This window comes from Clostridium sartagoforme (genome assembly GCF_004794105.1).
Lineage (GTDB): Bacteria > Bacillota > Clostridia > Clostridiales > Clostridiaceae > Clostridium > Clostridium sartagoforme_B.
The window spans coordinates 1,354,579-1,367,807 of the sequence record NZ_SRYR01000001.1 but is presented as its reverse complement, the minus strand read 5'-3'; the positions used below and the strand labels follow the sequence as shown (position 1 = coordinate 1,367,807).

Here is a 13,229-nt window from a genome sequence, read left to right as displayed (position 1 = left end):
CTAATAAATATATTCTACTTAGTAAATATAGCTTAACAAAATGCAAAAACTTTATTACAACCTATATAAATTATTTTTGAATAAATATTAGAAATAATGCTAAGAATATCAAAAGAAAAAGAAATTTAGGAGGAATAACTTTGAATAGTTTAAGTGTAAATAAGAGAGACAATACAATCCCTAATAATGCTAAGAAGTTAAGAAGGCAAGGAAAGGTTCCTGGAATACTTTATGGCAAGAAAGTTAAATCACTGATGTTTGAAGTTGGAGAACTTGAATTATGTCGAGAAATATCTAGAAATGGTGAACATGGAATATTAAGTTTAGACTGTGATGGTGAAAGTCATGAAGTTTTAATAAAGGGTGTTCAAAGAGATCCAGTTACACAAAAGATTATTCATTTAGATCTTGAGGAACTTAATGAAAATGGCAAAATAGTATCTAGCGTTCCAATTTCCTTTGAAGGAGAAGGATATCTTAGCAATAGAGGAATGGTACTTCAAAAAGAAAAGGATAGTATTAAAGTGGAATGTACTGCTGATAATCTTCCAAGAGCTATTAAAATGAATATTAATAGTAGTGATAATGGATATGTATATAGGGTAAGTGATTTAGAAATTGCTTCTGAACTTTCAATTATAGATGATTTAAATACAGTAATAGCATCAGTAATATATGAAAGAAAAACTGTAAGTGATGAAATGGAAATAATAGAACAGGAAAATGAAGAAAAAAAGTAGATTTTTAGAATGTATGTAGAGAGGTTCAGTTTGCCTCTTTACATTTTTTTATTCCAAAAGTTGTTACATTAGTGTATAATATTACCTGATTGTAAAGTGTAGGAGGGATAGTATGCAATATAAGGATAAATATAATGATTGGTTAAGTTCTTCAGTTATAAATGAGGAAATGAAAAATGAGTTAAGAAGCATTACTGATGAAAAGGAAATTGAAGATAGATTTTATAAGGATCTTGAGTTTGGAACTGGTGGACTAAGAGGAGTTATTGGTGCTGGAAGCAACAGAATGAACATATATACTGTATCAAAAGCTACTCAAGGTTTTGCTGATTATTTAAATGAAAACTTTAAAGAACCTTCAGTTGCTATAGCTTATGATTCAAGAAATATGTCTAAGGAATTTTCAAAGGCAGCTGCCTTAACTTTATGTGCTAACAATATAAAGGTATATTTATATGAAGGATTAAGACCTACTCCAATGTTATCTTTTGCAGTAAGACATTTAGATTGTAAAGGTGGTATAGTAGTAACTGCATCACATAATCCGAAAGAGTACAATGGATATAAGGTTTATGATGAGTTTGGTGGTCAAGTAACTGATGAAAAAGCTAACATAATTATTAATAAAGTAAATAATATTTCAAGTTTTGATAAGATTAAAAATATGGATGAAGAAGTAGCTATTAAAAATGGTTTACTTGTGTATATTGGTGAAGAAGTAGATAAAGCTTATATTGACTTAGTAAAAGATTTAACTGTTAGAAAAGAATTAGTTAAAGATAAGGCAAAAGATTTAAAAATTATTTATACACCTATACATGGTTCAGGAAATATGCCTGTTAGAAGAGTATTAAGTGAACTTGGATACACAGGTGTTTCAGTAGTTAAGGAACAAGAAATGCCAGATGGAAACTTTCCTACTGCATCTTATCCTAACCCTGAAGAACCAGCTGTATTTAAATTAGCATTAGAAATGGCTAAGGAAGAAAATCCTGATGTTATATTTGCAACAGATCCAGATGCAGATAGAATAGGTGTAGTTGTTAAGGATAGCGAAGGTGAATACAGAGTATTAACTGGAAACCAAACAGGATTATTACTTACTAAATATATTTTAGATTCATTAAAAGAAGAAAATAAGCTTAAAGAAAATGGAGTTGTAATTAAGACTATAGTTACTACAGATGGAGCTAAAAAAATAGCTGAAGATTACAATGTTGAGCTTATTGAAGTTTTAACTGGATTTAAATATATTGGTGAGAAAATTCAAGGCTTTAAGGCTAATAATGATAAATCATATATATTTGGATTTGAAGAAAGCTATGGATATTTAGCAGGAGACTTTGTTAGAGATAAGGATGCAGTAATTTCAGCTATGTTAATTGCAGAAATGACATTATTCTATAAGGAACAAGGTAAAAGCCTTTATGATGGATTAATTGATTTATACGAAAAATATGGATATTTTAAGGAAACACTAGTATCCTTTGAATTAAAGGGTAAAGAAGGTGCAGAAAAGATATCTAACTGTATTGATTCTTTAAGAAATGAAGCGTTAACAGAAGTTAATGGCTATAAGATAGTTAAAAAGTATGATTATAAATTAAGTATTGAAGAAGATGTTGTAACTGGAGAGAAAAAGGAAATTAACTTACCAAAATCAAATGTATTAAAATTTGTATGTGGCAATGATTTCTGGTTTGTTGTAAGACCTTCAGGTACTGAACCTAAGATGAAAGCTTACGTTGCAGTTGAAGGAAATGGACTTAAAGACTCAGAAGAAAAGCTTCTAAGATTTAAGGAAGAAATAGTTAAAATAATTAACTCAAAATTAAGTTAATAAAATTATGGGGCTGTGTTAAAATCTCAGCCCCATTAAAATTTTTGGAGTAATTATTATTAAAATGAATTGCTTTTTTAAACTCCTTTAGGAGTTTTTTTTCATTAATTATCCATTACTAATTTTTAATTTTACATTGCAAAATAGCTTTATTTAATTTATTTGAAAGCTATAGAAATATGTAGTATTATTTATAATAAGCTAATAAAAGGAGGAATAAAATTGGATTACAATTCAATATTTAAAGAAAAGTTAGGAAAACTATTATTTTTAGAAATAGATAAAGAGGGGTTTAAGAAAATTATAAATATCCCTGGGGCTGTTGAATTTAATAATAAGGATTTATATTTGCCTATTTCTCCAGAATATATAACAAGCAATATTAATAATGAAATTAAAATAAAGAATTTACCGATTTTTTATTTCGTTGAAGGTATGTTTCTTGCTATGGGAGCAGATGAAACTTTAAGATTTAACGATGATTATGAAATTATATTAAGTTATTATAAAGATACAGAAAATTGTATAAAGGGATTGATTTCTAAGAAGATAAAGGATGACAAGTTAGTAGATGCTTATTTACTTTTAAAGGGATATTATAAGTTTTCAAAAGATAGAGATATTATGAAAAAATTACTTCTTGTTGGAGAAAGCTTAAGAGAAAAAGATAAGGCTTTTAAAGAAATATTATTAAAGGATATTGAATACTCTATAGATAATTTATTGAAAGTTCCAGAAGCATACTTATATAAGGCTTTAATTTTAAAAGACGATGGAGATTTTAAGAGTGCAAAGGTAGCTATAAATGAATATTTAAATCTAGGTGGAAAAGTTGATGATGAAATTAATATTTTAATTAAAGATATTAATAATATTTCAAATTATGAAGTTGCTGTTGAAAGCATTAATGAAGATCCAACTAAAACTATAAAAATATTATTAAAATTAGTAGAAGATTTTGATTTAAATCCATTAATTTATTATTATTTAGGAGTTGCTTATAGAAAATTAGAAAATTATGAAAAAGCAATTTATTATTTAAATGAAAGTGTTTCAAGAGAAAGCGGTATTTATGAAGTAGTAGTTGAACTTGGAATAAATTATGCATGTATAAATGACTTTGAATCAGCTTTAAAATACTTTAAAAAAGCCTTTGAGGCAAATAGAGAAGTTGAAGTTTGTACTAATATAGTAATGTGCTATATGAACTTAGGAAAAACAGAAGATGCAAAGCTTCACTTAGATATTGCTAAAAAGTTAAATCCAGAGGATGAAATAGTAAGAGAACTTGAAAGTATTTTAAATAAATAATACTTGTTAATTTAGTGGGAATATCATTGTATTAAAAGACTTTAGTAACATAAGTAAATATGGTATTATTAATATAGTTTACAATGGAAGTTTAGGAGAAAATATGAGTGATAATAGATTTATAAATATATTAGGGTATAAGATATTTAAGGAAGGGTTATCTGATGCTATGGAACATATTAAAAAGTATGAAAAGGTCCATATAGTATCTGGAAATCCAGAAGTTTTATATACAGGATTACATAATAAAGAGTTATATGATAATTTTACTTCTAAAGAAGCTTTTATTATCCCTGATGGTGTTGGGATTCAAATTGCAGCAAAATATTTAAAAACTCCTGTTAAAGAAAAAATAGCTGGAATAGATCTTATGAAAAATATAATAAGTAAGGCAACAAAAGAGAATAAATCTATTTATCTTATAGGAACTACAGATGAAAATTTAAAGTCTTGTGTTGCAAATCTTTTAGTAGCTTATCCTAATATTAATATTGCTGGGTATAAAAATGGATATTTTGATTTAGATAATCCTAAGGAAATATTAGAGGATATTAAAAATAAAAAGCCATATGCAGTTTTTGTTGCAATGGGATGTCCAAGGCAAGAAGGCTTTATAGTTAAGTATATGGATGAGTTACCTTGTACAATATTTATGGGGGTTGGGGGAAGTTTTGATGTTATAGCTGAGAAAGTAAAAAGAGCCCCTAAATGGATGATAAGCCTAGGGCTTGAATGGCTTTATAGAGTTTTAAAGGAACCATTTAGAATTAAGAGACTAGGAAGTATACCTAAATTTTTACTATTAGTATTTAAAAATAAAAAGGTGAATTATGAATAGAAACAAAGTCTTTAAAGCCACAATTATTGTAATGGCTATGACCATACTAAGTAGAATTATTGGTTTTGGGAGAGATATATTAGCTGCATATCACTTTGGAGCAAATTCCTCTTATGATGTATATGTAGCTTCTGTAGCTATACCAGAGTCAGTATTTATGATAATAGGTCTTGCTATTTCTACAACATTTATCCCAATGCTTAGTGAAATTAAGTATTCAAAGAGTAAAGAAGAAATGTTTAGGTTTTCTAATAATGTTATTAATATATTAAGTGTACTATCAATAGTAATTATTATTTTAGGATTAATATTTACTAAGGAGATAGTAAATTTATTTGTTCCTAATTTTAGTCCTGAACAATTGGAACTAACTATTTTTCTAACAAGAATTACTCTTATAAATGTAATATTTCTTTGTGTTAATGTTTGTTTTTTATCTATATTACAGGTATGTGAAGATTTTATTATTCCATCAATATTAGGATTATTTTTTAATTTGCCAATAATTTTATATTTAATACTGTTTAAAGATGTAAGTATATTAGGTTTAACTGTAGCTAATGTATTAGGTAATTTTTTTAGGATAATAATACAAATCCCTTCTTTATATAAACAAGGTTTTAGATTTAAACTTTATATAAATTTTAAAGATGAAAAAATAAAAAACATGATGATTTTATTAGGTCCAGTAGTTATAGGAGCAGGAGCTAATTCGATAAATATGTTGGTAGATAAAAGTGTTGCATCTGGATTAACATCTGGATCTATGGCAGCATTAGAATACTCACAGAAGATAGTTCAATTTGCTAATACGGCTATAACGACATCAATAGTATCTGTTGTGTACCCACTTATGGCAAATAAACTAAACGCTGGTGATAGACAAGGATTCTTAAAGTACTTAACTAAGTCAATAACTACTATTTGTTTAGTTTTAATTCCCTTAGCTTTTGGAATTGTATTTTTAAGTAAGGATATAGTTAGCTTTATATATGAGAGAGGGAAATTTGACGAAACAGCCGTTATGTTAACATCTATGGCTTTATTTGGATATGCTATTCAATTACCTTTTGCAGGAATTCGAGATATTTTAAATTCATCTTTATTTTCAATGAAAAAAACTAAGGTAACTACAATTAATGGAATAATAGGTGTGGTAGTTAATATTGTTTTAAGTATAATACTATCAAAATATATAGGGGTGTTGGGAATTGCAGTAGCAACTTCTGTCTCATCACTAGTGATAGCGTTATTATTATTAAATTCTACAAGAAAAATTGTAGGTAAATTAGATGTAGCAGAGTTAATGATTAAGATATCTAAAATTATGATTAGTTCTTGTATAATGGTTATATCTCTTTACTATATAAATATGTTTTTAGATATACATAATTCATTTTTAATATTAGTAATAGATGGAGTTATAGGTATAATCATTTACTTTGTAATATGCAAGTTACTTAATATAGAAGAATTAGATGAAGCTACTCAGTTACTTGCAGTAAAATTTAAAGGAGGAAAGAAATAAAATGAAGATTCTATTTATAGCCTGTTATTCGCCGCTTATTAATAATTCGGCATCTATTGAAACTCTTCAATATTTAAATAATTTAGCAAAAATAGATGGAAATGAAATTCATTTATTAACAGTTAATTTTCCTCCAAATTCTATTTATTATGATGAATATATATTTAGTATGTTAGATAAAAATATAAAGCTTCATATTATTTCTGGAGGGAGATTCTTTGAATCATTAATGCCTAAGAAAAGTAATAAAGCAGTTAAAGTTTCTGATAAGACTAAAACTAGCAAAATAAAGCCTTTACTTAAGAAAGCTAAAAAAATAATTGCTATTCCAGATATGTATTTATATTGGTCTTATAAAGCAAGTAAATATGGAAAGGAGCTTATGGATAAAGAAAACTTTGATGTAATGTTTTCCATGCATGAGCCACCTTCAAGTCATATATGTGCATATAACATTAAAAAGGAATACAAAGACTTAAGATGGATAGCTTATTGGAGTGATCCATGGCTTAAGGACTCTACTAGGGAGGGTTCTAGTTATATTAGAAGAACTTTTGAAGGAAGATATGAAGAGAAAATTGTAAAGCTTGCTGATAAACATATATTTGTAACTAAAGCTAATAGAAATGATTATATTAAAACTTACAACTTAAAAGAAGAAGATACTTTTATTATAACTAGAGGTTATGATAGTAATGTTTATGATGAAATATTAAAAGAAGATACACCTAAATTAATTGATAAGAGTAAAATTAATTTAGTTTATGCAGGTGAAATTTTTTCTAAATTAAGAGATATAAGACCATTTATTTCATCATTAAATAAAATAAAAGAAGAAAATGAGGAATTATTTAATAAATTAAATATTTTATTCTTTGGGAATATCGATAATGATGAAATTAAGAAAGACTTAATAAGCATAAAAAATGTGAGAGTATCTAATAGAATACCTTATAAGGAAGCTTTAGGATATATGGTAAATGCAGATGTTTTATTACTTTTTGGTAATAAAAATTCTAAGCAAATACCTGCTAAAATATATGATTACTTCGGATGTTATGGGTATATTTTAGTTGTTTTAGGTGATGAAGAAGACCCTATTATTGATGTAATAAAAGATATTGATAAGTGTAAGATATCTTTAAATAGAGAAAGTGATATTACTAATTCTATAAAGGATTTATCAAGGTTAATTGAAAGTGGACAAAAATCTTATTTAGTTAAGGAATATGAATGGAAAAATATATCTAAGAAATTAGATTCTATATTAAGGGGGGAGTAATATGCATGTGATGTTTATACCCTCTTGGTACCATAATAAAAGAAATTTAGTTCATGGAAGTTTCTTTAAAGAACAAGCTATGGCTCTTAAAGATGCTGGTGTTAAAGTCACAGTAGCTTATAATGAGATATGGCCATTAACCCTTATGTTTAAGGTTAAAGAAAAAAGAGGCTTATCTTTTAATATTGAAGATGGATTAAGGACATATAGATATAAGGATTTTAATTATAAGCCTAAGAATCCTAAAATGTTTGATAGTTTTAACAAAAGGTTAGAAAAGCTTTATTTAGAAATAGTAAAAAAAGAAGGCAAGGTTGATATTATTCACTGTCATTCTTCCTTTTGGGCAGGAATTAGTGCTAATTATATATCAAAAAAATATAATATTCCATTAGTTATTACTGAACATTCATCTATAGAAAAGGCTGTTTATATTAAAGAAAGTTATAAACCTTTAGTTAAAAAGTCTTACATTGAATGTGATAAACTTATCGCAGTTGGAAATGGATTAAAAGACGAAATTACAAGATTTTCAGGAAGAGAAGATATAGAAGTAATACATAATCTTATTCCTGTTGATAATTTTTATATAAGTGAAAATACTAATGAAAAATTTACTTTCTTTTCTTTAGCTTTTTTAGAAGGAGAGAAAGGAATGGATATATTAATTAAAGCCTTTAGTGAAAAGTTTAAGGACAAAAATTATAAGCTTATTATTGGAGGCGAAGGAAGTCAAAAAGAAGGGCTTATAAACTTATCGAATAATCTTGGTATTTCTAATCAAGTTGAATTTTTAGGAGCAATTTCAAGAGAAGAAGTAGCAAAGTATATGAGTATATGCAATGCTTTCGTCCTTGCGTCATTGCATGAAACTTTTGGAGTTGTATATATAGAAGCTTTAGCGTCAGGAAAGCCTGTGATAGGAACTTATAATGGTGGGGCAGAAGATATTATTAGTGATAAGAATGGTTTATTAGTTAATAAAAATGATATTAAGGCTTTAGGAGATGCTATGGTATATTTATCTGAAAATATTAGTTCCTATGATAAAGAAAATATAAGAAATGAATGTGTAGAGAGATTTTCTAAAGATAAAATTATAAATGAAGTTATAAATGTATATAGTAATATATTAAAAAGGGGGGAATAATTATGCTATTTAAAGATTATAATATTGAGTATTTTTTAAATGAGTTATCATCTGATGCACCTTCTCCTGGAGGTGGAAGTACTGCAGCTTTAGTTGCAGCTTTATCAGGGGCTTTAAATTCTATGGTTTATTCTTTAACTGTTGGTAAGAAAGCTTTTGAAAATTTAAATAAAGAAAACCAAGATAAGATGCTTAAATTAAAGGAAGAAACAGTAAAATTCATTGTTGCATCACAAGAATTTATGGAAGAGGACAGAAAAGACTTTTTAGCTTTAATGGATTGTTACAAGCTTCCAAAGATCACAGAAGAAGAAATAGATTTAAGAAAAGAAAATATAAAAAATTGCACAATAAAAGCAATGGAAACTCCATTAAAATTAGCCAAAGCATGCATAGATTTTTATAGTAACATTGACTTTGCAGTTGAATTTGGAAATAGAAATTTAGTTTCAGATGCAGGAGTAGCAGCTTCTTTATTACATTCAGCTATAGAAAGTGCTGCAATTAATGTTAAAGTTAACTTGAATTTTATTAAGAATGAATATGATTATAAAAAAGTAGAAGAAACTCTTGAGGATATTTTAAGTAAGTCTAATATTTTAAAAAATGAAATATTAGATAAGGTAAATAATATTATATATAAATAAAATTTTCTAATGAAAAATGCATAATGAATAATTTAGAATGAAGGTTGAAATTTGTTCTAAATTTCTTTGAATTAAATTATTAAGAAATCTTAATATATAAAAATAGCTGTCGTAAAGACAGCTATTTAATTTATTTTTGAAAACTCCAAAAGGAGTTTTTTCTATAATTATTAATTGCCAATTGTTAATTGTTAATTGTTAATTTATTAAGCTGTTGGTAGTTCATCTAAGGTTTTAAATTCATATCCTTGATTTTTTAACTCTTTAATTATATTTTTCAATATCTTAGTATTTGTTGAGGACACTGAGTGTAGCAATATAATTGCTCCAGGATGTACTCCATTTAGTATTTTTTCAGTTGCATAGCTTTCAGAAGGTTGATCATCTCTTAACCAGTCCTTATATGCAAAACTCCAAAATATAGTCTTATAACCTAAATTTTTAGTTTCGTTTAAAGAGAATTTAGAATACTTACCCATTGGTGGTCTAAAGTATTTAGGCATATCTTTACCAGTTAAATTTTTGAACTCTTCTTCAACTTCAGTAAATTCTAATTTGAACTTATCCTTATCTCTAATACTTGCCATAGAAGGATGATGTGATGAATGGTTACATACTAGATGTCCTTCATCAACCATTCTTTTAACAATTTCACCTTCTTGCTTAATATAGGGTTTTACAACGAAAAATGCTGCTTTAATATCTTCTTCTTTTAAAGTATCTAATATAATATTAGTATTTCCATTTTCGTAACCTTGATCAAAGGTTAAATATACTACCTTTGAGTTAGTGTCTCCAACATAAAACCCATCACAATCTTTAAGAAAGGAAATAGACTCTTTAGGAGCTTCTGGTGTCTTTCCTTGCTCTCTTTTTACAAAGTACCAATTTAACTCTAAGTTATCATTTGTTAATGCAAAAGGAACGGAAATAAATATATTTAAGATAATTAAAGATAAAGAAAGTATTTTTTTAAAACTTTTCATTAATCCACCTCCTTAAGTTATTTTTATCTATTTTATTTCTTTTACACTGGAAATTAAAAGTGTAATAGTTATAAATTCACGGTAAGTCTTAAAATGTTGAAATAATTCAATAAGTAGAGTATAATTTTAAAGATGTGATTAAGATTAGAAAGGAATGTACATAGATGAATTTAGGAATAGTTGGTTTACCTAATGTAGGTAAGAGTACTTTATTTAACGCAATTACAAAGGCTGGAGCTGAATCAGCAAACTATCCTTTTTGTACAATTGAACCAAATATTGGAGTTGTAAGTGTACCAGATAAGAGATTAGATGTTTTAGAAAAAATGTATAATACAAAAAAGAAAGTTTACACAGCAGTAGAATTTTATGATATAGCAGGTCTTGTTAAGGGAGCTTCAAAAGGTGAAGGACTTGGTAATAAGTTCTTATCACATATAAGAGAAGTTTCAGCTATAGTTCACGTAGTAAGATGTTTTGATGATGGAAATGTAGTTCACGTAGAAGGCTCTGTAGATCCTATTAGAGATATAGAAACTATAAATTTAGAACTAATTTTTGCTGATTTAGAAGTTCTTGAAAGAAGAATGGAAAGAGGAATTAAGCAAGTTAGATCTGGAGATAAGAAAGCTAAAGAAGAATATGCTGTAATGGAAAAAGTTAAAGCTCACTTAGAACAAAATCTTCCAATAAGAACTCTAGAAGTAACTGAAGAAGAGGCAGAATTAATTAATGGATTATTCTTAATAACTTCAAAACCAGTACTTTATGCTTGTAATATATCAGAAGATGATATGATGGAAGGAAACACTAATAATCAATATGTTCAAAAAGTTAAAGCTCATGCTGAAGGAGAAAATTCTGAAGTAGTTGTAGTATGTGCTAAACTTGAAGAAGAATTATCAGGTTTAGATGAAGAAGAAAAAATAGAAATGTTAAGTGAATATGGATTAGAGGAATCTGGATTAGATAAATTAATTAGATCTAGTTATAAATTACTAGGTTTAATAAGTTATTTAACTGCGGGAGTTCAAGAAGTAAGAGCTTGGACAATTAAAGAAGGAACTAAAGCACCACAAGCTGCTGGTAAAATTCACTCTGATATTGAAAGAGGATTTATTAGAGCAGAAATAGTTTCTTATGATGATTTATTACAATGTGGTTCTGAAGCTGCTGCTAAGGAAAAGGGTCTTTATAGATTAGAAGGTAAAGAGTATGTAATGAAAGATGGAGATGTAGTTAACTTTAGATTCAATGTTTAAAATTAACTTTTAGATTTAATACTAATATTTATAGCTGCCTTAGGGCAGCTTTTTGTTTTGTAAAAGTTTATAAATTATCTAAAAAATTGCTTCTATAATTAAACTTTTATCTGAAAAATTGCTTCCATAATTAAACTTTTTTAAAAAATGGCAAATTAAATACAAATAAGCCTTGAAGTATTGGGAGAAAAATACTAAAATAATATTATAAAGTGGTTGAAAGTGGTTAAAAGTGGAGGGAAACTCTTAAAGGTAGGGATAAGGATGTTTATTGGAGAGTATCAACATGCATTAGATGCTAAAAATAGAATGATAGTACCTGCTAAACTTAGAGAAGGATTAGGAAGTAAATTCGTTATCACTAAGGGTTTAGATGGATGTCTCTATACCTATCCTATGGAAGAATGGAAGGCTTTAGAAATGAAGTTAAAATCATTACCACTTACTAATAAAGATGCCAGAGCATTTGTAAGATTCTTTTTTTCTGGTGCTTGTGAAGTTGAAGTAGACAAGCAAGGAAGAGGATTGATTCCTCAAAATTTAAAGGAATATGCATGTATAGAAAAGGAAATAGTAAGTATAGGTGTACTCACTAGGGTTGAAATTTGGAGTAAGGAAAAATGGCAAGAATATAATGAAGCAGATATTGATTTTGACTCTATAGCAGAAAAAATGAGTGATTTAGGAATATAAGGAGAATTATTATGGAATTTAAACATGTGTCAGTTTTATTAAATGAGTGTATAGAGGGATTAAATATAAAAGAGAATGGTATATATGTAGATGGCACTTTAGGCGGAGGAGGACATTCTCTAGAAATACTAAAGAATTTATCTAGTGAAGGATTATTAATTGGAATAGATCAAGATACAGATGCTTTAAAGGCAGCTGGTATAAGGTTACAAGATTTTAGTAATGTAAAATATGTTCATAGTAATTTTTATAATATAGATAAAGTTTTATCAGATTTAGAAGTAGAAAAGATAGATGGAATGCTAATGGATCTTGGAGTATCATCTTATCAGTTAGATACCGGTGATAGAGGCTTTAGCTATATGCAAGATGCAGAACTAGATATGAGGATGAACAGAGAAAATGACTTATCTGCTTATGAAGTAGTAAATGATTACTCTGAAGAAGAAATTTATAGAATAATAAGAGATTATGGTGAAGAAAAGTTTGCAAAGAGAATAGCCAGATTTATCGTTGAAAGAAGAGAAGAGGAGCCAATTAAAACTACCTTAGAACTTGTTGAAATTATAAAAGCTGCTATACCAGCAAGAGCTAGAAGGGAAGGGCCTCATCCAGCTAAAAGAACATTTCAAGCTATAAGGATAGAAGTAAATAGTGAATTATCTATTTTAAATAAGGCTATTGAAGATGGAGTGAATAGATTAAATAAAGGTGGTAGGATGGCTATTATTACCTTCCACTCTTTAGAAGATAGAATAGTAAAGCTTAAATTTAAGGAGTTAGCAACTTCTTGTACATGTCCAAAGGAATTCCCAATTTGCGTTTGCGGGGGAGAAGCAAAGGTAAAAGTGATTTCTAGAAAGGCAATTGAACCTTCAGAAGAAGAAATATTAGAAAACCCAAGAAGTAGAAGTGCAAAATTAAGAGTTATTGAGAAGCTCTAGAAGAAATT

General features: G+C 27.6%; 12 protein-coding genes. 11 read left to right on the top strand and 1 reads right to left on the bottom strand.

Features of this window, described 5'->3' with window-relative positions:
• Window positions 1-140 precede the first annotated feature (140 nt).
• From E5347_RS06145 to E5347_RS06110, 8 genes are all read left to right on the top strand, one after another.
• On the top strand, window positions 141-740 hold the full coding sequence (locus tag E5347_RS06145) for a 50S ribosomal protein L25 (protein ID WP_136005536.1): 600 nt from the start codon (window positions 141-143) through the stop codon (window positions 738-740).
• 112 nt (window positions 741-852) lie between these two features.
• The gene (locus E5347_RS06140) at window positions 853-2,580 is read left to right on the top strand and encodes a phospho-sugar mutase (RefSeq protein WP_136005534.1); all 1,728 of its coding nucleotides are present in this window, start codon (window positions 853-855) and stop codon (window positions 2,578-2,580) included.
• A gap of 222 nt (window positions 2,581-2,802) precedes the next feature.
• On the top strand, window positions 2,803-3,891 hold the full coding sequence (locus E5347_RS06135) for a tetratricopeptide repeat protein (protein WP_136005533.1): 1,089 nt from the start codon (window positions 2,803-2,805) through the stop codon (window positions 3,889-3,891).
• A gap of 103 nt (window positions 3,892-3,994) precedes the next feature.
• Window positions 3,995-4,729 (top strand): WecB/TagA/CpsF family glycosyltransferase, encoded by a 735-nt coding sequence (locus E5347_RS06130; RefSeq protein ID WP_136005532.1) that lies wholly within the window; start codon window positions 3,995-3,997, stop codon window positions 4,727-4,729.
• Complete coding sequence (gene murJ / locus E5347_RS06125; RefSeq protein ID WP_136005530.1) at window positions 4,722-6,257, top strand: murein biosynthesis integral membrane protein MurJ; 1,536 nt, start codon at window positions 4,722-4,724, stop codon at window positions 6,255-6,257. The genes E5347_RS06130 and murJ overlap by 8 nt, the downstream gene beginning before the upstream one ends.
• Window position 6,258: 1 nt before the next feature.
• Entirely contained in the window at window positions 6,259-7,539 is a 1,281-nt protein-coding gene (locus E5347_RS06120; protein ID WP_136005529.1) for a glycosyltransferase family 4 protein, read from the top strand.
• Between the two features lies 1 nt (window position 7,540).
• A complete protein-coding gene (locus E5347_RS06115) occupies window positions 7,541-8,689 on the top strand; it encodes a glycosyltransferase (protein WP_136005527.1) in 1,149 nt (382 codons plus the stop codon).
• 2 nt (window positions 8,690-8,691) lie between these two features.
• A complete protein-coding gene (locus E5347_RS06110; RefSeq protein WP_136005526.1) occupies window positions 8,692-9,336 on the top strand; it encodes a cyclodeaminase/cyclohydrolase family protein in 645 nt (214 codons plus the stop codon).
• Between the two features lie 206 nt (window positions 9,337-9,542).
• Here the strand turns inward: E5347_RS06110 and pdaA are convergent, their stop codons facing one another.
• Entirely contained in the window at window positions 9,543-10,322 is a 780-nt protein-coding gene (gene pdaA, locus E5347_RS06105) for a delta-lactam-biosynthetic de-N-acetylase (protein ID WP_136005524.1), read from the bottom strand.
• A 164-nt stretch (window positions 10,323-10,486) separates the two neighbouring features.
• Here pdaA and ychF point away from each other — a divergent pair, with 164 nt between their 5' ends.
• The 3 genes from ychF to rsmH all read left to right on the top strand — a co-directional run bounded on the left by ychF (window position 10,487) and on the right by rsmH (window position 13,221).
• The gene (gene ychF, locus E5347_RS06100; RefSeq protein ID WP_136005523.1) at window positions 10,487-11,584 is read left to right on the top strand and encodes a redox-regulated ATPase YchF; all 1,098 of its coding nucleotides are present in this window, start codon (window positions 10,487-10,489) and stop codon (window positions 11,582-11,584) included.
• 264 nt (window positions 11,585-11,848) lie between these two features.
• The gene (gene mraZ / locus E5347_RS06095) at window positions 11,849-12,277 is read left to right on the top strand and encodes a division/cell wall cluster transcriptional repressor MraZ (RefSeq protein ID WP_136005874.1); all 429 of its coding nucleotides are present in this window, start codon (window positions 11,849-11,851) and stop codon (window positions 12,275-12,277) included.
• 11 nt (window positions 12,278-12,288) lie between these two features.
• Entirely contained in the window at window positions 12,289-13,221 is a 933-nt protein-coding gene (gene rsmH, locus E5347_RS06090) for a 16S rRNA (cytosine(1402)-N(4))-methyltransferase RsmH (protein WP_136005522.1), read from the top strand.
• The last annotated feature ends 8 nt before the right edge of the window (window positions 13,222-13,229 follow it).

What these genes read in the sequence shown, in the direction of transcription:
- E5347_RS06140 (WP_136005534.1), top strand. Translation starts at nt 853, where the DNA reads ATGCAATATAAGGATAAATATAATGATTGGTTAAGTTCTTCAGTTATA.
- E5347_RS06130 (WP_136005532.1), top strand. Translation starts at nt 3,995, where the DNA reads ATGAGTGATAATAGATTTATAAATATATTAGGGTATAAGATATTTAAG.
- murJ (WP_136005530.1), top strand. Translation starts at nt 4,722, where the DNA reads ATGAATAGAAACAAAGTCTTTAAAGCCACAATTATTGTAATGGCTATG.
- E5347_RS06120 (WP_136005529.1), top strand. Translation starts at nt 6,259, where the DNA reads ATGAAGATTCTATTTATAGCCTGTTATTCGCCGCTTATTAATAATTCG.
- E5347_RS06115 (WP_136005527.1), top strand. Translation starts at nt 7,541, where the DNA reads ATGCATGTGATGTTTATACCCTCTTGGTACCATAATAAAAGAAATTTA.
- E5347_RS06110 (WP_136005526.1), top strand. Translation starts at nt 8,692, where the DNA reads ATGCTATTTAAAGATTATAATATTGAGTATTTTTTAAATGAGTTATCA.
- pdaA (WP_136005524.1), bottom strand. Translation starts at nt 10,322, where the DNA reads ATGAAAAGTTTTAAAAAAATACTTTCTTTATCTTTAATTATCTTAAAT.
- ychF (WP_136005523.1), top strand. Translation starts at nt 10,487, where the DNA reads ATGAATTTAGGAATAGTTGGTTTACCTAATGTAGGTAAGAGTACTTTA.
- mraZ (WP_136005874.1), top strand. Translation starts at nt 11,849, where the DNA reads ATGTTTATTGGAGAGTATCAACATGCATTAGATGCTAAAAATAGAATG.
- rsmH (WP_136005522.1), top strand. Translation starts at nt 12,289, where the DNA reads ATGGAATTTAAACATGTGTCAGTTTTATTAAATGAGTGTATAGAGGGA.